The sequence below is a fragment of the Xanthomonas sp. WCS2018Noco2-27 genome, assembly GCF_031843525.1.
Lineage (GTDB): Bacteria > Pseudomonadota > Gammaproteobacteria > Xanthomonadales > Xanthomonadaceae > Xanthomonas.
In genome coordinates, this window is sequence record NZ_JAVTIK010000010.1 from 24,803 (window position 1) to 42,583 (window position 17,781).

The 17,781-nt window shown below is 64.3% G+C and carries 17 protein-coding genes and 1 other RNA gene; 10 read left to right on the forward strand and 8 right to left on the reverse strand.

The features are described from left to right. Positions 1–125: 125 nt before the first annotated feature. Both RQH86_RS15750 and cydB read left to right on the forward strand, forming a co-directional pair. Positions 126–1,535 (forward strand): cytochrome ubiquinol oxidase subunit I, encoded by a 1,410-nt coding sequence (locus RQH86_RS15750; RefSeq protein WP_311239080.1) that lies wholly within the window; start codon positions 126–128, stop codon positions 1,533–1,535. Next, positions 1,526–2,542, forward strand: coding sequence for a cytochrome d ubiquinol oxidase subunit II (gene cydB / locus RQH86_RS15755; RefSeq protein WP_311239079.1), 1,017 nt, complete (start codon positions 1,526–1,528; stop codon positions 2,540–2,542). The genes RQH86_RS15750 and cydB overlap by 10 nt, the downstream gene beginning before the upstream one ends. A gap of 108 nt (positions 2,543–2,650) precedes the next feature. Here the strand turns inward: cydB and RQH86_RS15760 are convergent, their stop codons facing one another. After that, positions 2,651–2,836 carry a hypothetical protein gene (locus RQH86_RS15760; RefSeq protein ID WP_055850226.1) on the reverse strand — a complete coding sequence of 62 codons (186 nt, stop codon included), beginning with the start codon at positions 2,834–2,836 and terminating at the stop codon, positions 2,651–2,653. Between the two features lie 136 nt (positions 2,837–2,972). After that, positions 2,973–3,614: a DUF6766 family protein gene (locus RQH86_RS15765; RefSeq protein ID WP_311239078.1), complete on the reverse strand. Its 642-nt coding sequence runs from the start codon at positions 3,612–3,614 to the stop codon at positions 2,973–2,975. Between the two features lie 249 nt (positions 3,615–3,863). Between RQH86_RS15765 and RQH86_RS15770 the strand changes: the two genes are divergently transcribed. Beyond that, a complete protein-coding gene (locus RQH86_RS15770; protein ID WP_311239077.1) occupies positions 3,864–4,730 on the forward strand; it encodes an SDR family oxidoreductase in 867 nt (288 codons plus the stop codon). 521 nt (positions 4,731–5,251) lie between these two features. Here the strand turns inward: RQH86_RS15770 and RQH86_RS15775 are convergent. Continuing rightward, positions 5,252–5,881, reverse strand: a complete 630-nt coding sequence (locus RQH86_RS15775; RefSeq protein ID WP_311239076.1) for a DUF4142 domain-containing protein — start codon at positions 5,879–5,881, stop codon at positions 5,252–5,254. A gap of 255 nt (positions 5,882–6,136) precedes the next feature. On the opposite strand from RQH86_RS15775, the gene RQH86_RS15780 reads away from it, so the two are divergent. Beyond that, positions 6,137–7,300 carry a zinc-dependent alcohol dehydrogenase gene (locus RQH86_RS15780; protein ID WP_311239075.1) on the forward strand — a complete coding sequence of 388 codons (1,164 nt, stop codon included), beginning with the start codon at positions 6,137–6,139 and terminating at the stop codon, positions 7,298–7,300. A 115-nt stretch (positions 7,301–7,415) separates the two neighbouring features. On the opposite strand, the gene RQH86_RS15785 is transcribed toward RQH86_RS15780, so the two are convergent. Next, entirely contained in the window at positions 7,416–7,583 is a 168-nt protein-coding gene (locus tag RQH86_RS15785) for a hypothetical protein (RefSeq protein WP_311239074.1), read from the reverse strand. 473 nt (positions 7,584–8,056) lie between these two features. Here RQH86_RS15785 and RQH86_RS15790 point away from each other — a divergent pair, with 473 nt between their 5' ends. Both RQH86_RS15790 and RQH86_RS15795 read left to right on the forward strand, forming a co-directional pair. Then, positions 8,057–8,308, forward strand: coding sequence for a YkgJ family cysteine cluster protein (locus tag RQH86_RS15790; RefSeq protein WP_055847802.1), 252 nt, complete (start codon positions 8,057–8,059; stop codon positions 8,306–8,308). Positions 8,309–8,317: 9 nt separating this feature from the next. Beyond that, positions 8,318–8,533, forward strand: a complete 216-nt coding sequence (locus RQH86_RS15795; protein WP_115529010.1) for a hypothetical protein — start codon at positions 8,318–8,320, stop codon at positions 8,531–8,533. A gap of 243 nt (positions 8,534–8,776) precedes the next feature. Here RQH86_RS15795 and RQH86_RS15800 read toward each other — a convergent pair whose 3' ends face one another. The 4 genes from RQH86_RS15800 to paoC all read right to left on the reverse strand — a co-directional run bounded on the left by RQH86_RS15800 (position 8,777) and on the right by paoC (position 12,463). Then, positions 8,777–9,094, reverse strand: a complete 318-nt coding sequence (locus RQH86_RS15800) for a hypothetical protein (protein ID WP_311239073.1) — start codon at positions 9,092–9,094, stop codon at positions 8,777–8,779. 317 nt (positions 9,095–9,411) lie between these two features. Continuing rightward, positions 9,412–9,624, reverse strand: a complete 213-nt coding sequence (locus RQH86_RS15805; protein ID WP_055847794.1) for a hypothetical protein — start codon at positions 9,622–9,624, stop codon at positions 9,412–9,414. A gap of 321 nt (positions 9,625–9,945) precedes the next feature. Beyond that, a non-coding RNA gene (locus RQH86_RS15810) (sX9 sRNA) lies at positions 9,946–10,021 on the reverse strand. A 228-nt stretch (positions 10,022–10,249) separates the two neighbouring features. Beyond that, positions 10,250–12,463, reverse strand: coding sequence for an aldehyde oxidoreductase molybdenum-binding subunit PaoC (gene paoC / locus RQH86_RS15815; protein WP_311239072.1), 2,214 nt, complete (start codon positions 12,461–12,463; stop codon positions 10,250–10,252). Positions 12,464–12,924: 461 nt separating this feature from the next. On the opposite strand from paoC, the gene RQH86_RS15820 reads away from it, so the two are divergent. The 4 genes from RQH86_RS15820 to RQH86_RS15835 are packed head-to-tail and all read left to right on the forward strand — an operon-like array spanning position 12,925 to position 17,645. After that, entirely contained in the window at positions 12,925–13,662 is a 738-nt protein-coding gene (locus RQH86_RS15820) for a DUF3348 domain-containing protein (protein WP_311239071.1), read from the forward strand. Positions 13,663–13,672: 10 nt separating this feature from the next. Further along, positions 13,673–16,330 carry a DUF802 domain-containing protein gene (locus RQH86_RS15825; protein ID WP_311239070.1) on the forward strand — a complete coding sequence of 886 codons (2,658 nt, stop codon included), beginning with the start codon at positions 13,673–13,675 and terminating at the stop codon, positions 16,328–16,330. Next, entirely contained in the window at positions 16,327–16,992 is a 666-nt protein-coding gene (locus tag RQH86_RS15830) for an OmpA family protein (protein ID WP_115514018.1), read from the forward strand. The genes RQH86_RS15825 and RQH86_RS15830 overlap by 4 nt, the downstream gene beginning before the upstream one ends. Continuing rightward, positions 16,989–17,645, forward strand: coding sequence for a DUF2894 domain-containing protein (locus RQH86_RS15835; RefSeq protein WP_311239069.1), 657 nt, complete (start codon positions 16,989–16,991; stop codon positions 17,643–17,645). The genes RQH86_RS15830 and RQH86_RS15835 overlap by 4 nt, the downstream gene beginning before the upstream one ends. The last annotated feature ends 136 nt before the right edge of the window (positions 17,646–17,781 follow it).

A 17,781-nucleotide genomic window follows, 5' to 3' on the forward strand; every position in this document is an offset into this window, starting at 1 on the left:
TCCCGAGATGCTGACGTTGTACGTCAGCCCCGATCCCACGATCACGATCACCAATGACCATCACCTTTGCCACGCCAGTGTCGCCGTGAACGTACCCACGCTCGTCCGGCACTAGGGAGATCCCTGTGGAAGCGCTGTTGTTGTCCCGCATCCAGTTCGCCTTCGTCATTTCGTTCCATGTGTTGTTCCCCGCCTTCACCATTGGCCTTGCGAATCTGCTGGGCTTTCTGGAATGGCGTTGGCTACGCACGCACGACGAGGGGTGGAAGCGGCTGTACTTTTTCTGGTTGCGCATCTTCGCCGTCTCCTTCGGCATGGGCGTGGTCAGCGGCATCGTGATGGCGTTCCAGTTCGGCGCCAACTGGCCGGAGCTCAGCCGCATTGCCGGCAGCGTGATCGGGCCGCTGCTGAGCTATGAAGTCCTCACCGCGTTTTTTCTGGAAGCGAGCTTTCTTGGCGTGATGCTGTTCGGCTGGGGTCGCGTGTCGGAGAAGCTGCACTTCTTTGCGACCTGCATGGTGGCGATCGGTACGCTGGTGTCCACCTTCTGGATCCTGTCGTCCAACAGCTGGCTGCATACGCCGCAGGGCTACGCGATGGTCAATGGCATCGTGCATCCAGTGAGCTGGATGCAGATCATCTTCAACCCATCGTTTCCGTATCGGCTTGCGCATATGGCGCTGGGCTCGTTCATCACCACCTGCTTCGTGGTGGGCGGTGTGGCGGCGTATTACTTGCGCAAGGGCGTGCATCTGACCGAGGCGGCGCGCATGTTGCGGCTGTCGGTGGCCTTTGCGGCCATCGTGCTGCCTATCCAGGTCATGGTCGGCGACCAGCACGGCCTCAACACGCTCGAACATCAGCCGCTCAAAGTGGCGGCCATGGAAGCGCACTGGCATAACGAAAAAGCCGGCGCCGGCGTGCCGCTGGTGGTGTTTGCGTTGCCCAATGCCGAGGCCGAGCGCAACGACTATGAAGTCGCTATTCCGCGTCTGGGCAGCCTGATCCTGACCCACAGCATCGATGGCGAGATCACCCCGCTGACCTCGGTGCCGCGCGATCAGCGGCCACCGGTGGCGCCGGTGTTCTTTGCGTTCCGCATCATGGTCGGCCTGGGTATGGCGATGCTGTTGCTGTCGTGGATTTCCGCCATCGCCTGGTGGCGCGGCCGACTGCATGCAAAAGCGCTGATCCTGGCCTGGAACGTGATGCTGCCGGCCGGCTTTATCGCCCTGGTCGCCGGCTGGTTCGTCACCGAGATCGGGCGACAGCCGTGGGTGGTGTATGGACTGCTGCGCACCGCCGACGCGGTGGGCCCGCAATCGACAGCCACCGTGGCGGTGTCGCTGCTGGTGTATGTGCTGGGCTACGCGTTCGTGTTCGGTTTCGGCATCTTCTATCTGACCAAGCTGGTCCGCGCCGGCCCGCAGCCCAGTCACGACGGCCCGGACGTGGCCGGCGGCGAACACACCCCAGCACGCCCGTTGTCGGCAGCAGACACCGCGTTGGAGCAGGAGAACGCACCGTGGAACTAAGTTACTGGTTGCCGGTGGCGTGGTTCGGCGTCATCGGCTTTGGCGTGCTGATGTACGTGGTGCTCGATGGCTTTGTGTTGGGGTTGGGCATGCTGGCGCCTTTCGCACGCGACGAGCAGGAAGTGGACCTGATGATGAACACTGCCGCGCCGATCTGGGACGGAAACGAGACCTGGCTGGTGCTCGGTGGCGCAGGGTTGTTCGCGGCATTTCCAGCGGCGTACGCGGTGATCCTGTCCGGGCTGTATCTGCCGGTGCTATTGATGGTGATGGCGCTGGTGTTCCGCGGCGTGGCCTTCGAGTTCCGCTTCAAGGCGCAGCGCTCGCGACGGCTGTGGACGCTGTCGTTCATCGCGGGCTCGATCCTCACTGCATTCGCGCAAGGCATCATTCTGGGTGCGCTGGTAGAAGGCATGGCGTTGGAGAACGGGCGCTATATCGGCGGAGTATTCGGCTGGTTCAGCCCGTTCACCATGCTCACCGGCGCGGCCTTGGTGTTTGGCTATGCGCTGCTCGGCAGCACCTGGCTGATCCTCAAGACCGAGGGGCGCACGCACACCCTGGCGCGTCAGCTGACCAAGCCGCTGGTCGGTGTGGTGGTGACTTTCTTGGTGCTGGTCAGCGCGTGGCTGCCGTTCCTGAGCTCGCACGTGATGGCGCGCTGGTTTGCGGGTGGAAACTTCTGGTGGTTGTCTCCCATTCCGGTGGTGACCGCGGCAGTAGCACTGGCGCTGTGGCGTAGCAGCGACAGCTCACGCAGCGATGCCTCGCCGTTCTTGCTGACGCTGGCGATCTTCGTGCTGGGCTTCATCGGGCTGGTGCTGGGCATGTGGCCGTATCTGGTACCGCCGAGTTACACCATCTGGCAGGCGGCCGCGCCACCGTCGTCGCAGATCTTTCCGATGGTTGGCCTGATCGTGCTGTTGCCGCTGGTGTTGGGATATACGGTGTGGTCGTATCGCGTGTTCCGCGGCAAGATCGCGGCGGATGTGGGCTATCACCATTGAGCCCGCTCCAGCGCTGCGCGGCGTGGAGTGCGGGCATGACATCACAACGCGGCAGATAGCACAACGTCAGCATTTGCGGGCGCTGTGCTATCCAATTGCGAGAAGATCTCAGCGCTTTTCCGATCCATCCGGTCGTTCGTAATCGTGCTCCGGGTCGGCCTTGTTCACGTCACGGTCCTCGTCGGGCATGTCGTGCACTTTCCAGTCCGCATCTTCGTTGCGTTTTTCCTGCGGCGTAAATGGCTTGCTCTGATCGGCGTCAGGGCCCCATGGCTTTTTCGGTTCGGTCCCCATCTGCATCTCCTGCGTCGCGGTGTGATGTCACGCTAGGCCAAGGCACATTGCAGTGCGGTGAACGACGCTGTGTGATGGCGTGAAGTGCTCTCTAGCGGGTCCGCCTAGTGTCTGCGCAGCGGGCTTGCCACTGCCATCATCCGCCGGTTTGCGAATGTGGCGCCTCGACTGGTTTGGATTGTGGCGAGTCCTTCTGGCGCAGCCAGATCGTCAAGACCACCAGTGAAAACACCGCCAGAAATTCGCTTTGCCAGTTTTGCATCGACTCGAACCAGAACCCGGCATCGGTGAAATGGTCGAGCATGCTGATCGGTGGCAAGCCCTTCTGTGCACGTTCCAGCAGCTCCAGCCGCCAGCTGCCGATCAGATGCAACACAAAACTCACCAGGAACAGGATGCCAAACGCGATCGCCAGCGAATGCTGGTACAGGCGCAGCCACAGCCCACCGGCACGTACCGGCCACGGCGCAGGGCCTGACTTGATCGACGTGTGCTCTTCATTGGGGTCGAGCGGGCGCGATTCCGCGGACCCCACCTGACGCAACTTGACCGTCAGCAATACGTACATGCCCATCTGCAAAAATTCGCTTTCCCAATTCTCGAACAACGCAGACATGAAGTGCGGGCTGTGCAGATAGGCCGCCAGCTGCAGCGTGGGCAATCCATGCTCGCGCAGCTCCGTGTTGTAGGCGTGGAGCCCGGTATAGATCTGGCAGCCGATGAAAAACAAGGTCAGCGCAAGCAGACACAGCGACAGCCCGTTACGGCGCAAAAACATGGGAGGTCTCCTGACAATGCGCTCAGTATCGAATGCAGTGAGCAAGAACACATGAAGCTCGCAACGACGCGCACGCCGATCAATGCAACTCCGTAACCGAGCAGACAGCTGCGCTACCCACGCGTGGGTCGCCAGCACACGCGCTGCCGACATCGCCTAGTCCTGATGTTTACGTTTGCATGCCCACACTGGCTTTCAGCGCAGCACTCGCGCGCTGCCTGTCAGCAAACCCACCGTCAGGAGACGATCATGCCCGTACCCAATTACCCGCGTCCGCCATTCAAGCCCCAGCAGCAAAGCTTCCCGGGCCGCACCGAAAAGATGGACCCACGCCCGGACCACGGCGAAGACAGTTATGTCGGCCATGGGCAATTGAAGGGCAAGCGTGCCTTGATCACCGGTGGCGATAGCGGCATCGGTGCGGCCGTTGCGATCGCCTATGCTCGTGAAGGCGCCGATGTGGCCATCGCATTTCTGCCTGATGAGCAGGAAGATGCCGCCAAGATCGGAGCACTGATCGAGAAAGCCGGCGTCAAGGCATTGTTGGTGGGGTGCGACATCAGCGACCCTAGCCAGGCAGCCGCATTGATCGACAAGGTCAACAGCGCCTTCGGCGGCCTGGATATCCTGGTCAACAATGCCGGCTATCAGAAATATTTCCAAAACTTCGAAGACATTACGTTGGACGAGTGGCGCAAGACCTTCGACACCAACGTACACGCCGTCTTCAATCTGGTGCAGCTGTCTGCGCCCTTGATGAAAGATGGTGGTTCTATTATCAACACTGCATCGGTGCAATCGAAGAAGCCAACCCCCAACATCCTGCCTTACGCGGCCACCAAGGGTGCCTTGGCCAATCTCACCATCGGCCTAGCCGGCGTACTCGCCGAAAAAAAGATCCGCGTTAACGCAGTGCTCCCAGGCCCGATCTGGACGCCATTCATTCCCTCTGGCATGGACGAAGAATCGGTGGAGAATTTCGGAGCGCAGACACCGATGGGACGTCCTGGGCAGCCGGTGGAATTGGCCTCGGCCTACGTCATGCTCGCAGCCGACACGGCCAGCTACACCTCGGGCACGCTGCTGACGATCTCCGGCGGCGCTGTCACGCTTTAACGCGCGCGTGATGTGATCGTGCCCGCGTCACCCATGAGGGGGATGCGGGTATGTTTGACAGAAATAGGGTTGCCGCTGGCTTCGAATCATGCTGGCACCTGCGACAGCATGAGAAGCACATTACTCGGCTTGCCGATTCAATCCAACGCAAGACCGCACTGCGTCAGTTGCGCCAGGTGACTACAGTGCGCAGTCGCGTACCGTACTTCAGTCAAAAAGACAGGCAGCTTTGGCTGCCTGTCTTATTTACGCTGCGCGATGATCACCTTGGAGTTCAATACTCGCGCCCGACGGTCACTTGATCCAGCATTCAACAGTCCACCGAAAACCCTGGTCGAACATAACGATGTTGCTGGCTCTAGAGCGGCTAGCAGAGTGTCACTGACTTCTGCCAGATGGGGCGTAGAAAGTACTTTCAAAATCGGTTGCACGAGTGGCACATGCCTCATTGAGCGACCATCACGTCTGCCTAGCCACAACGCAGCCGTTTATTAGCTGCTCTGCAGTACCGCTAGCTGATCTCAGTGCGGCTGGGTCTGCTTCGCGCTGAGTGCCTTCGCATGGTCCAGATGCTCGGCGATGGTTTCGCGCGTGCGCTGCAGCTCCTTACCCAGATCGCTGGAGCCCGGCTCGCTGCTCAATTGTTTGTCCAGCAGTTCCAGTGCCTGCGAGTGGCTGCGCACGGCAGTTTGCAGATACTGCGTTTCGAATGCCTGCCCGTGCAACGCTTGCAGCTGGTCGCGTGCGCTCTTCGAACGCGCGGATGCGGCTTGTCCCAGCGGACCGCTACGATCTGGTGCGAAACGGCTGAGGTCGGTCAATGCAGTGCTATGTGCTTCATCCATCTTGCGTGCGAAATCCAGCAGCTCGCCTTCGACGCCTTTGACCACGGCCAGCTGCGCTAGCGTGCGCTCTTGCTCGTTGAAGATGGCCAACGCGCCCAGCGCCTGCTGGCGGTCGCGTGCATCACCAACACTGGTGCGCAGCGGGTCTCCATGCGGCGGCGTCCCGATGGCAGATTGCGCGGTTTGCCGATCCTCGCGTGCGCCCTGCTCGAGTTGCGTGTTTGCTGCCAGACCCTGACTACGCTGCCAAGCTCTATATGCCACATAACCCACAGCGCCGGCCGTCACCATCTTGAAAAGTCCCATACCTGTCTCCTGAGTGATCGCACGTGGCGATCATGAATTGTCGGGGTTGCATCACCACAGTTGCGTTGCAACGCAGTGATGCGCGTGAAATCAGCCTGCGAGCGCGCGGGTTATCCAGACGTGACATGCGCATCAACGCGATGTCGTCGAGCAAGCGCGTGCACACCGTGCGCACGCACCGTGCTGACTGGCTTAACGACCAGATGCAAACACTGCTCTGCGTTGCCGCGCCCCGTCGGCCTTCAGGAGATCCACATGCTTGCCCTCAACTACCACGGCTCACGCGATGTGCGGGTCGAAACCGTACCGGACCCGGTTCTGGTCGAACGCGATGATTTAATCTTGCGCGTCACCGCCACGGCGATTTGCGGCTCGGATCTGCATCTGTACCGCGGTAAGATTCCGGACCTGCGCCATGGCGATATTCTCGGCCACGAGTTCATGGGTATCGTTGAAGAGGTCGGCCCGGACGTTACCGCAGTCAAACCGGGCGACCGCGTAGTGATTCCGTTCGTGGTGGCGTGTGGGCGCTGCTTCCACTGCATGCTGCAAGAATTTTCTGCGTGCGAAACTACCAATACCGGCAAGGGCGCCGCGCTGAATCACAAAGACATGCGCCCGCCTGCGGCCTTGTTTGGTTTCAGCCATCTCTACGGCGGCTTGTCTGGCGGGCAGGCCGAATTTGTTCGTGTGCCCAAGGCCAACGTCGGGCCGCTGGTGGTGCCGGATGCGCTGCACGACGAACAAGTGTTGTTCCTGTCCGACATCTTGCCCACCGGGTACCAGGCTGTTGTCGATGCGGGCGTCAAGCAGGGCTCCACGGTGGCGATCTTCGGCGCCGGCCCGGTGGGCCTGATGGCTGCAGCGTGCTGCCGCATGCTGGGCGCAGAACGCATCTTCATGGTCGACCGGCATGCGTACCGTCTGGACTTCGCATCCAAGGCCTACGGTGTGATCCCGATCAACTTCGACGAAATCGACGACCCGGCAGACGTGATCGTGTCGCAGACCGACGGCCGTGGCGTGGATGCCAGCATCGAGGCGGTGGGCTTTGAGGCCGAAGGCAGTGCAATCGAAACTGCGCTCACCAACCTCAAACTGGAGGGCAGCAGCGGTGTGGCGATCCGCCAATGCATCGCGGCTACGCGGCGCTGCGGCGTGGTCAGCGTGCCCGGCGTGTATGCCGGATTCATTCACGCTTTTATGCTGGGCGATGCCTTCGACAAGGGGCTGAGCTTCAAGATGGGCCAGACGCACGTGCAAAAACACATGCCGTACCTGCTGGAGCGTATCGGCAACGGTGAGCTCAAGCCCAATGCCATCATTTCGCACCGCATGCCTTTGGCCGATGCAGCGCAGGGCTACGCGTTGTTCGACAAGAAGCAGGACGACTGCCGCAAGGTGGTCCTGACGCCGTAAGCGTTGCATCCAACTACACGAACCAGGAAGGCCCGGTCAGTGATCGGGCCTTCCTGGTTGTGATCGCCGCCAGCGTTATCACTCCTCGGCAGTTGAGTGGTCGTAATCGCAGCGCTCAGTCCAGCGGTTTGGCGGGCACGAACGGCGATACCGGGTCGCTGGCCGGGAAGGTTTCTTCCACCGCCTCGTCCTGCAGCGCGTCCTGCTTCTGCTTGGCGCTGTGGTCCTGGTCGCGACCTGCGGACTGGTCGTGCGCGGATGGAGGCTGCCTGGATGTATTCATGGCGGTGCTCCTGATGCGTGCTATGGACACAACCACGCTACGGTGCGCCATCGATGGCACAAGTGAAACCCGTCTTCGCACTGGCGTGACAAAGGCAAGGCGGCGCGGGCCTGTTCTTCAGGCCAGTTGCTTAGCGACCGTGACGACCAAGGTCAGCACAACGCGTCACCTGCATCGATCAAGCGGCGCGTCCAGGCGCCAATGCCGCTCGTCATCTCGGTGCATCCGCGCTTTGCCGAGTCGACGGCGTGCGTTGCTGCCGGCGGGCAGCTCGCCGAGACGCGCCGCTCGGCCCGCACATCCCTTGGTGCGCGGTCAGAGCGGGTCCTGCGGGCGCCGGTTCACATCCGGCCGCGTGCAGGGTGTATGGTGCAAGTGCGGCCGGAGCCCGGTGTCGCCTTCACTTCAATCTGGCCTTTTCCATCAAGAATCTCTGCGAACGCTGCGATGCCGTCTGTTGCCGGCTCACCGTCATGGTCGATCCAACCGACCGTATCCCCGAGCATCTGACCAGCGTGACACCGCAAGGCTGGCACGTGATGGCGCGCGATGAGGAAGGTTGGTGCGTGGCGATCGATTCCGCGCGCATGTGCTGCTCGATCTATGAAACGCGCCCGGCGATCTGTCGGCGTTTTGTCATGTCCGGCCCGTACTGCCGCGACGTGCGTGCCACCTACGACGATCAGCGCCGGCGGGGCATCCCCTTGACGCTCTACAACGCATGAGGATTCGCGATGAATAACTCCCGCCGCCAGTCGATGACCGTGAGCAACCAACCGGGCAAGCCGCGTTTGTCCGAACAGCGTCTGGCTGCCGACCTGGAAGCGTTTCAGCAATCCGGTGGCGCGATTGAGCGCCTGGGCGACACGCCGCTGCGCCGTGAGAAGAAGCGCGGCGCGCCAGACAATGCCGTGGTCACACCGGCCAAGACGCCAGCCGACGCGGAGTAAGCCTTACCTGCCAAGCGCGCGACATTGCGCTTGCGTTTGCCTTTGACGCCGCGTATTCGCTGCGGATGTCGCCCCACATGCAGGCCCGCGAATCCTTCAGTTAGTGAATCGATCGCGCCTTGTCTAGCGCCCGGCTGCCGCATGCACGCGACCGCTCCACAGCGAACGCGCTACGCGTCCTCCGCCTCGCCAACAATGTGTGTCCTACGCAGAAAGCGGCGCACTCGGCCGGCGCCACCGTCATCACACCAGTGCCGTCTTCGCGCACCCGTTGGCAACGTCGGCGTCCTTGCCTGCGGCGGCTTGCTGCCGACGGGTCGCCAGATAGCGACGCCATTGCGCACCCAGCGCTGCACACACTTCATCTGCCGCCAGCGCCCCATGCACGCAAGCCAGATTGAGCTCACGGTGCCAATGAATGCCGGATTGGCCGCCCGGCCAGGGCGTCATGCGATACCCCACCGGCAGCATCACGCCCGGCAATGATGTGCCACATAGCATCTGCCCATCGTGCGGGCCACCGACCAGATGCACACGCACGCCTTCGACTGTTTCGCTCACACCTTGGCTCCTCAACGAGGTGCCGGATCACCGCATCCGGCACGGGGCTGGGGGCGCCGCTGCATTGGCGGACAACGCAGGCGCGTCGCATCTCCACTGCCCAGCGCATTGCGATAGCGCCCCGACCGACACTGCGTGACCGGCGAAGATCACGAACGTGCCATCGATGCGCCAACCGTAAAAATGCGCACAGCAGGCGCGCGTGAAAACGACAGAAAGATGAGGTGAGCACGCGGATCCTCACGCATGCGACGGTGGCACAACGTGCACGGTGCAGTGGCGGCAGCCGCACGCCAGCACCAGACCGCGAGAGGCAGTTACAGCAGCTGCGCGCGATCGATGGCGCCGAGCCCTTGTGCCAGTGAGGCCATTTCGTTGGCCAGATTGATCATGTTGCCGCCGGCCTGCGCCGCCACGCCCATGATGCGTTGATAAGCGTCCCAGAAGTCCGGTCCACTGCCATAGGCGTCGTGGAACCCTTGCAGCTCCAAGACCAGCAGATCGGACACTTGCATGTCGGAGTGGTCCATTGCGTTCCTCGTTGGGGTGTTCCCCGGCCGGCAGCTTATACCCGTTCACCTTACAAAACAGAAGTAATTCGGCGACGGTGCGCGACAACCTGAATTGGTTAGAGAGACAGATACAGAGGCAGCTGGAACGGTGTGTCCATCGCGCCCAGCTTGCCCAACGGCACGGTTTTTATGCTGCGTAGAGCAGTGCATAGCTCAACTGCACGGTCGTGCTCGTTAGTGTGCGATCACAGGCACGCGGTCGCCAGAGACGCACATGACAGGTGATCTGGCGCTGCCCGACTTGCATCGGTATCGATGCGGAAAACTTCCAATCAGAGCGACTACACAACGGCGCGAGCAGTCGTGAGGTGGGTGCGGCTGGCGTGCTCAGAACCGCAGTGTACGAAGGGCACATGCGCATCGAGCACCGGCCGCGCACACCTGGCGATGAGCACCTTAGTTTTGTTAGCAGCGCGCAGTGTCAGGTGCGCTCAATCGCACGCATAGCAGCTAGCACATGGATGCATCGTCCGCGGCTTGATGCATCGCCTCCATCGCCAACCCAACGCGCGATGGCTCGCTGACGGCACTGGCGCTGGTGCATACACCGGCCGGCGCCACACCGCTTTTTTTCCTTCTGCACTTACCCCGTTCTGCGCGGCAGCTGCGCCAGCAGCTTGTCCAGCGTGATCGGATAGTCGCGCACGCGGATACCGGTGGCGTTGTAGATCGCATTGGCCAGCGCCGGCGCCACGCCGGTCAAGCCCAACTCGCCCACGCCCTTGGCCTTCAGCGGCGACATGGTGGGGTCCACCTCGTCGATGAAATGCGCCTCCAGATGCGGGATATCCGCATGCACCGGCACTTCGTAGCCGGCCAGGTCGTGATTGACGAACAGGCCCAGCCGCGTATCCACCGCCATCTCTTCCATCAACGCCGCGCCCACGCCCATCACCATGCCGCCGATCACCTGGCTGCGCGCGGTCTTGGGATTGAGGATGCGTCCGGCCGCGCAGACCGCCAGAAGCCGGCGCACGCGAATTTCGCCGGTGTCGGCATCCACCGCCACCTGCGCAAAGTGCGCGCCGAAGGTCTGCTGCGCGTACTGCTGCTTGAGCGTGCCGTATTCCATGGCGTCCTCGGCGACCAGCTCGCCATGCTCGGCGGCCTGCGCCAGCGGGATGGCGCGGCCGCCCACGTGCACCATGCCACCGGCAAACCGGGCCTGGTCTGCGGCAATGCCCAGGCGCTGCGCCACTGTCTCGCGCAGCTGCATGCAGACGGCATAGACGCCGGCAGTGACCGACGCAGCGCCCTGCTGCCCGCCCGAACCGGGCGTTTCCGGAAAGCTGGAATCGCCCAGCCGCACCACCACCTGCTGCAGCGGCACGCCGAGCAGTTCGGCTGCGGTCTGCGCCACGATGGTGTAACTGCCGGTGCCGATATCGGTCATGTCGGTTTCGATGGTCAGCGTGCCGCTGCGGTCCAGCCGCGCACGCGCGCCGGCCTTGGAGATCGGCGCGCCGCGAATGGCGCTGGCCATGCCCATGCCGATCAGCCACCGGCCATCGCGCACGCTGGCGGGGGTGGGATTGCGTTGCGACCAGCCGAAGCGCTGTGCGCCGCTGCGCAGGCAGGCCACGAACGGCCGCGTGGAGAACGGGCGCTGCGGCTGTTCCGGGTCCACCTGGGTGTCGTTGACGATGCGCAGCTGCACCGGGTCCATGCCCACGCGTTCGGCCAGTTCATCCATCGCCACTTCCAGCGCCATCATCCCCGGCGCCTCGCCGGGCGCGCGCATGGCGTTGCCTTCGGCCAGATCCAGCACCGCCAGCCGAACCGCAGTCATCCGGTTGGCACCGGCATACAGCGCGCGGGTGGACAAGGTGGCCGGCTCGCTGCGACCGCCGCGCAGATTGCCCGACCAACTCTCATGCCCGATCGCGGTCAGCCGGCCGTCGGCGGTGGCGCCCAGGCGCAGGCGTTGGATGGTGGCGGGCCGGTGGATGGTGTTGTTGAACATCAGCGGACGCTGCAGGGCCAGCTTGACCGGCCGTGCGGTGATACGCGCAGCCAGCGCGGCCAACACCAGATCCGCCTGCGCGGTGCCCTTGCCGCCAAAGCCACCGCCAATGAACGGCGACAGCAGCCGGATGCGCTCCTTCGGCACGCCCAGTGCCTTGCCCAGATCGCGCGTGCCCCAGTTCATCTGCTGGATGGCGGTGTGGCAGATCAGCTGCTCGCCTTCCCAGCGCGCGATAGTGGCGTGCGGTTCCAGCATCGCGTGCGCCTGGTCGGGGGTGCGGTAGGTGGCATCCACGGTGAACGGCGCGGCGGCATAGGCGGCGGCGAAATCGCCTTGTGCGGTCTGTGGCGGCCCACCGAACGGGGCCTGCGGCGCCACCGGGGCGCTGGCCTGCTGGGCGGCCAGGTCGTACTGCCCGCGCTCGCGCGCGTAACGCACCCGCACCAGCGCCGCACCCGCACGGGCCTGCTCGAAGGTGTCGGCCACCACCACGGCCACCGCCTGGTGGTAGTGGTCCACCTGCGGCGCTGCCAGAAACCGCTGCACGTAAAACTCGCCGGTGCCCAACGTGGGCACGTTCTGGTAGGTGAGCACAGCGATCACCCCGGCCGCCGCCCGTGCGGCGGCGGTGTCCATCTCGGTGATACGGCCCTTGCCGATCGCCGCGCCGACGATGTAGCCGTACGCCATCTGCCCAGGCTGGTCGTGCCATTCATAGGCGTAGCGGGCCTGCCCGGTCACCTTGAGCGGCCCGTCCACGCGGTCGACCGGCTGGCCCAGCACCTTGAGTTGGTCGCTGGGGTTGAGTCCTGCGGGAGTGTCGAACTTCATGCGGATGCTCCTGAGGGGTGCGGGCGGCCTGCGCCGCAGCGGCAGGTCTGCGATGGCGCCAGATCCGGCGATAGCGAGTGCCTGGGCGCGATGGCTAGTGCCTGGCGCGCGACGGCAGCCTTGCATGGCGGGCGCCGGCTGCTCTGCTGTGGTTGTAGCAAACCCGCGCGCCGCGCGATGCCATGTAGGCGGCATGCGGTCATGAATATCGTTCATGAATCGGCGCAAGCGCAGGCGCCGCAACCATCTCACCTGACGCTGCCGGCTCGACCGATTACAGCGGCCGTCTGCGCTGACAACGCTCCGGCCAGTCACCTGCCGCCACCGCCCGACTCCCGAATACCACCCTGACCGCAGTTCTGCGCAACCATGAACGTCACCAGCCACCGCAGCGCACGCCCGGTGTCGCCGGCCGACCCGCTGTCATTCCCGTGTAAAATGCGCGGTCTTTGACCGGAACAATGGCGAAAGCTGCTCCACGGGCGCCCCTCTCGGGCCCGGCGTTCATTCGCCTGCTCGCACGCCTCAGCGATGTCCGCGTCGCCCACTCCAACCATGCGCTGGCCGACCGGCTGAGCCAGTGGATCGACTGGACACGCGCAGTGGCCGTGTCCAAGGCGCTGGATGGCAAGCTGCCCGAGACCGACGACCTGCCCGAACCGCGTCCGCTCGATGCCGACGCCTGCGCCCGCGTGCGCGCCGGCCTTGCGACCAGCAGCGTGGCCGGTCTGGATGCGCTGGTCGCGCGGTTGCGCAGCGAAGCGCGCGCTGCGACGGACACGGAGGCAGCGCCGCCGGTGCCCGACTACGCGCCGTTTCGGCAGCACTACCTGGCGATGCAACGTGCCATGCGCACCGCCACCGGCGATCTGCGTGGGCGGCTGCGCGACCTGCTGGCGCTGGTGTCCAGCGACATGGCACGGCTGGCCGAAGTGGATGCGGTAATGGAGCTGACCTTGAGCCCGCGCGAGCAGACCTTGTTGAACACCGTGCCGGGCCTGCTGGGCACGCATTTCGACCGCCTGCGCGAGGCCGCGTACGCGCACAGCGCGCCAACCGATCAGGAGATCGCGCCGCGCGCGGTGTCCGATGGCTGGCTGGATGTATTTCGCAAAGACATGCAGAGCGTGTTGCTCGCCGAACTGGATGTTCGTTTTCACCCGATCGAAGGCCTGCTTGCAGCGCTTCGTACCCGCTAACTGGGACGTCATGTTCAAAACTCTTGTACACGTGTGTGTGTTTCTTGTCGGCCTGTTGGCGGTTTGTTGGGTCGGGTTCGGCTATCTGGGTAACAACCCGTTGGGTGCCTGCGTCGCGGCGCTGATCGGCGCGTGTTATCTCGCCGGTGCGTTGGAGCTGTATCGCTATCGTCAGGCCAGCGCCACGCTGGATACAGCAGTGACCGGGCTCACCGCCGCGCCGTCGGCGCTGGACGCGTGGCTGGAGCAGCTGCACCCGAGCCTGCGCAATGCGGTGCGTCTGCGCATCCAGGGTGCGCGTGTGGCGTTGCCGGCGCCGGTGCTGACGTCGTATCTGGTCGGTCTGCTGGTGTTGCTGGGCATGCTCGGCACCCTGCTCGGCATGATGGCCACGCTCAAGGGCACCGGGTTTGCGCTGCAAAGCGCCACCGACCTGCAGGCCATTCGCGGCTCGCTGGCGGCACCGGTGGAAGGCCTGGCATTCGCCTTCGGCACCTCCATCGCCGGTGTTGCCACCTCGGCCATGCTGGGTCTGTTGTCGGCGCTGTGCCGCCGCGAGCGCCTGCAGGCCGTGCAGCGGCTGGATCTGAAGATCGCGTCTGAATTGCATCCGCATTCGGACGCGCACCAGCGAGGTGAAGTGTTCAAGCTGCAGCAGCAACAAAGCGCGTTGATGCCGGCGTTGATCGATCGCCTGCAGGCATTGATGGGCAGCATCGAGCAGCAGAGCATTGCCGCCGACGAACGTCTGGCCGCACAGCAGGCCGAGTTCCATGCCAGAACCGAAGCCGCCTACACACGGCTGGCCACCTCGATGGAGCAATCGCTGCAGGCCGGCGTTGCAGACAGCGCGCGCGCGGTTGGCGCGGCGTTGCAGCCGGCGATGGAGACCACCATGGCCAGCATCGCGCGCGACACCGCCGCGCTGCACGCGCAGCTTACCCAGGCCGTGCAACAGCAGCTGGACGGCATCAGCAACGGATTCGATCGCAGTGCCAGCAGCGCCGCGCAACAGTGGACCACCGCGCTTGCCGCGCAGGAACACGCACAGCTGGCGCTCGACACGCAGCTGCAGACCACGCTTACGCAGATCGCCCAGCACACCACTGCATTGCAGGAGGGCGTGAGCACAGCGGTGCAGCAGCAACTGCATGGCCTCGACGCCGGCTTCAAGGACAGCGCACGCACTACGGCCGAGCACTGGCAGGCCGCACTGGCCGCGCAGGAGCGTACGCAGCAGGCGCTCATCGAGCAGATGCAGGCCATGCTGGCGCAGGTCGAGCAACGCAACAGCGCCCTGCAGGACAGCGTCGGCTCCGCCGTGCAGCAACAGTTGCGTGCACTCGATGACGGCTTTGCGCGCAGCACCGCCGCCAATGCCGACACCTGGGCGTCGGTGCTTGCCGAACAACAACGCACCACCCAGTCGCTCGGTACGCAGTTGCAGGCCACGCTGGAACAGCTTGCCGAGCAGACCACCACCTTGCAGCACGGCGTGCAGCAGGCGGTGCTGCAGCAGCTGGACGGGTTGACCAGCGGCTTTGAGACCAGCACCGCTGCCACCGCAGCCACCTGGACCGCTGCGGTGGCCGAACAGCAGCGCGCCAATCACACGCTCACGCACGACTTGCAGAACGCACTGACGCAGTTCGCCAGCACCTTCGATGCGCGTTCGACCGCGCTGGTGGATGCGGTATCCAAGCGCATGGAGCAGTCCAGCAGCGAGACCGCCACTGCCTGGAGCGACGCGCTGGCACAACAGCAAGACGCCAGCGCCGCGTTGGCCACCCAGCACCAGAACGCGCTGGCCGCCGCAACCGCCAGCTTCGATACGCATGCCGCGGACCTTGTCGGCACCTTGCAGCACTCGCACACCGAGTTGCAGGCCGCGCTGGAAGCGCGCGATGCGCAGCGTCTTGCAGTGTGGAGCGAGCGCTTCACCGCGATGAGCGCCACCTTGGCCACGCAGTGGGAACAGACCGGCGAGCGCGTCACCCAGCAACAGCAGGCCATCTGCGACACCCTGGCCAGCACCGCCAGCGAACTGTCCACGCAGGCGCAGGCGCAAACCAGCGCCACGATTGCCGAGGTCTCGCGCCTGATGCAGATCGCCTCCGAAGCGCCCAAGGCCGCGGCCGATGTCGTGGCCGAGCTGCGCCAGAACCTGTCGGAAAGCATGGTGCGCGACACCGCCATGCTGGAAGAACGCAGCCGCCTGCTGGCCACGCTGGACACCTTGCTCAACGCGGTCAATCACGCCTCCACCGAACAACGCGAAGCCGTCGATGCGCTGGTCACCACTTCGGCAGATCTGCTGCAGCGCGTGGGCAGCCAACTCACCGAACAGATCGGCAGCGAAACCGGCAAGCTCGGTGCGGTGGCCGCGCACGTCAGTGGTAGCGCGGTGGAAGTGGCCAGCCTGGGCGAAGCCTTCGGCATGGCGGTGCAGTTGTTCAGCAGCTCCACCGGCGAGCTCAACGAACGTCTGCAACATGTGGCCACCGCACTGGATGCTTCGCTGGCGCGCAGCGACGACCAGCTGGCGTATTACGTCGCGCAGGCGCGTGAAGTGGTCGACCTCAGCATGCTGTCGCAGAAGCAGATCATCGAAGAACTGCGCCAGCTTGAGGGCCGCCGCAGCGATGCCGGCGCAGCGGAGCCGGCATGAGCGACGAGATCGAAAGCGACGGCGAATCGGGCACCCCGATCTGGGCCGCATTCGGCGACCTGATGTCGGTGCTGCTGGGCGCGTTCGTGCTGATCCTGGTCGGGGTGATCGGCGTGCAGCTGCAGCTGTCCAGCCGTCTCGATCAGGAGGTCAAACAGCGCCAGGCCGAAGCGCAGCGCCGCAAGACCCTGGAACAGGCGCTGGCCGCACCGCTGGCCGCTGGCCGCGTCACGCTGGTCGATGGCCGCATCGGTATTCGCGGCAACGTGCTGTTTGCGTTCAACTCCGATCAACTGCAACCGGAAGGACGCGAAGTGTTGAAGTCACTTGCGGCGCCGTTGGCGCAGTATCTGAGCGCGCGCGAGGAACTGCTGATGGTCAGCGGCTTTACCGACGACCGCCCGGTGCTGGGCGGCAACCGCCGCTATGCCGACAACTGGGAATTGTCCGCGCAACGCGCGCTCACCGTGACCCGTGCACTGATCGCCGAAGGCGTGCCGGCCGCATCGGTATTCGCTGCGGCGTTCGGCGCGCAGCAACCGGTGGACTCCAACGCCGACGAAGCGCGCCGCGCCAAGAATCGCCGCGTAGAGATCGCCCCGATCGCACGCCCGTCCGGTGCGCAGCGCGCCGCGCCCACGCAGGCCGCCGCTACACGATGAGCACGCCGGCATCCGCACGCGCGCGCCTGGAGCGTTGGCGCAGCCAGGGCGCCGATCGGCTGGACCCGGTGCGCTTCCATCTGATGCAGACCCTGGCGACGCGTGCCGAAACGCAGGCCGATGCAGTGCGTGCGGTGCTGGAACAAACGCTTGCCGGCCTGGTCGATGCGTATGCGGCCACCATCAAAAAAACTGCGCGCAGCGCGAAGGCCAGCGTTGCGTCGCAGCCAACGCAGCGTAGCCCGCTCGGTGCCCTGACCGATCAGCTGGCAGGCCACGCCGCGTTGATGGAGGTGGACAGCAGAAAGACCGCGGCCGCCGATGCGCAGCTGTTTCCGGAGCTGCCGGCGCTGGACGATTTCCGCCGCACCTGGACCACCGTGCGTACCGCCAGCCAGGTGCGTCAATCGCTGCAGGACGCCCCCAAGGATGCCGGCCCGCTCAATTCCAGCGTACTGGTGCATCGCTGCATCACCCTGATGCGCGAACGCTCGCCCGGCTATCTGCAGCACTTCCTCGGCTATGTCGATGCGTTGTCGTGGCTGGAGCAGATGCAACACGGCGGCGTGCTGGCCGACGAAACGGCCGCACCGCTGGCCGCCGGCAAGAAGCGCAGCCGTAGTGGCACCTCGAAGCGGCGCAGTACTGGGTGATTGCGGTGCTTGTGTCATTCACCGTGCAAGGTGTTTACCCACCACCACATGTCACGCAGCACTGCTGCGCTAGCGTCAAAGCATCTTGATCGAGCCGCCGACGCTGCATCGTCTACGCGGCTGATAGAGACACCGA